The 687-nt window shown below is 23.0% G+C and carries 1 protein-coding gene and 1 pseudogene; both read left to right on the top strand.

Annotated features, from left to right (window positions below):
* Positions 1 to 120: 120 nt before the first annotated feature.
* On the top strand, positions 121 to 345 hold the full coding sequence (locus ABNK64_RS11155) for a hypothetical protein (protein ID WP_349764446.1): 225 nt from the start codon (positions 121 to 123) through the stop codon (positions 343 to 345).
* Position 346: 1 nt separating this feature from the next.
* Positions 347 to 687 (top strand): annotated as a pseudogene (locus tag ABNK64_RS11150) (phosphoadenosine phosphosulfate reductase domain-containing protein); the annotation flags it as partial.

Raw genomic sequence — 687 nt, 5'->3', positions numbered from 1 at the left:
GAAGGTAGAGAGAGTGAAAGTTGGTTTAATATTATATTGAAAAAATAGAAACCGTATTTGTTTAAAAAAGCGAATTTTTTTAAATTAATTTTTTTAAGCAAATAATATTGGAGGGATATGATGAATTTAGAAATTGCAAAAGAAAACTTGATTAAAATGAAACCTTTAAAGTATCTAGAAGCTCTAGAAAGCAAAATGGAATTGATAAAAAATAAAAATAAACTTAATTTTAATATTGATATTGATGAAATTACAATAATCAATATTGAGAACAAATATTATTTAAAATATACAGCAGAAGATATAGATAATTATGAAATAGCTCAAGCTGAAAAGGATTTTTAAGATGAATGATAAGATAATAACAAATGATGAAGATTTAATATATTGGTGTAGTGAATGTAAAATTCCAATAATAAAAAAACAAGGAGAAGAATTAACTTGTCCTTGTTGTAACAATAATCTTATTTATTTAACTACTGATTTACGTCCTGTTTTTCCTGAAGAAAGACTTTTAATAGAATTACTTGTAAATAAACCCTTAGAATTCCTTGAAAAAAGTGTTTGGGCATCAAATAATAGATATTATATTGATGGGAAAGCTATAACTATAAATTCAAGTCACTATAAAAAATATACACCTAAATACTTAATAGATAGCCTTAATAAATTCGCTTTTTTAAACAA

The sequence above is a fragment of the Fusobacterium sp. SYSU M8D902 genome, assembly GCF_040199715.1.
GTDB lineage: Bacteria > Fusobacteriota > Fusobacteriia > Fusobacteriales > Fusobacteriaceae > Fusobacterium_A.
The sequence above is the reverse complement of the archived record's forward strand: the minus strand, read 5'-3'. Positions and strand labels throughout refer to the sequence as shown.

What these genes read in the sequence shown, in the direction of transcription:
- ABNK64_RS11155 (WP_349764446.1), top strand. Translation starts at nt 121, where the DNA reads ATGAATTTAGAAATTGCAAAAGAAAACTTGATTAAAATGAAACCTTTA.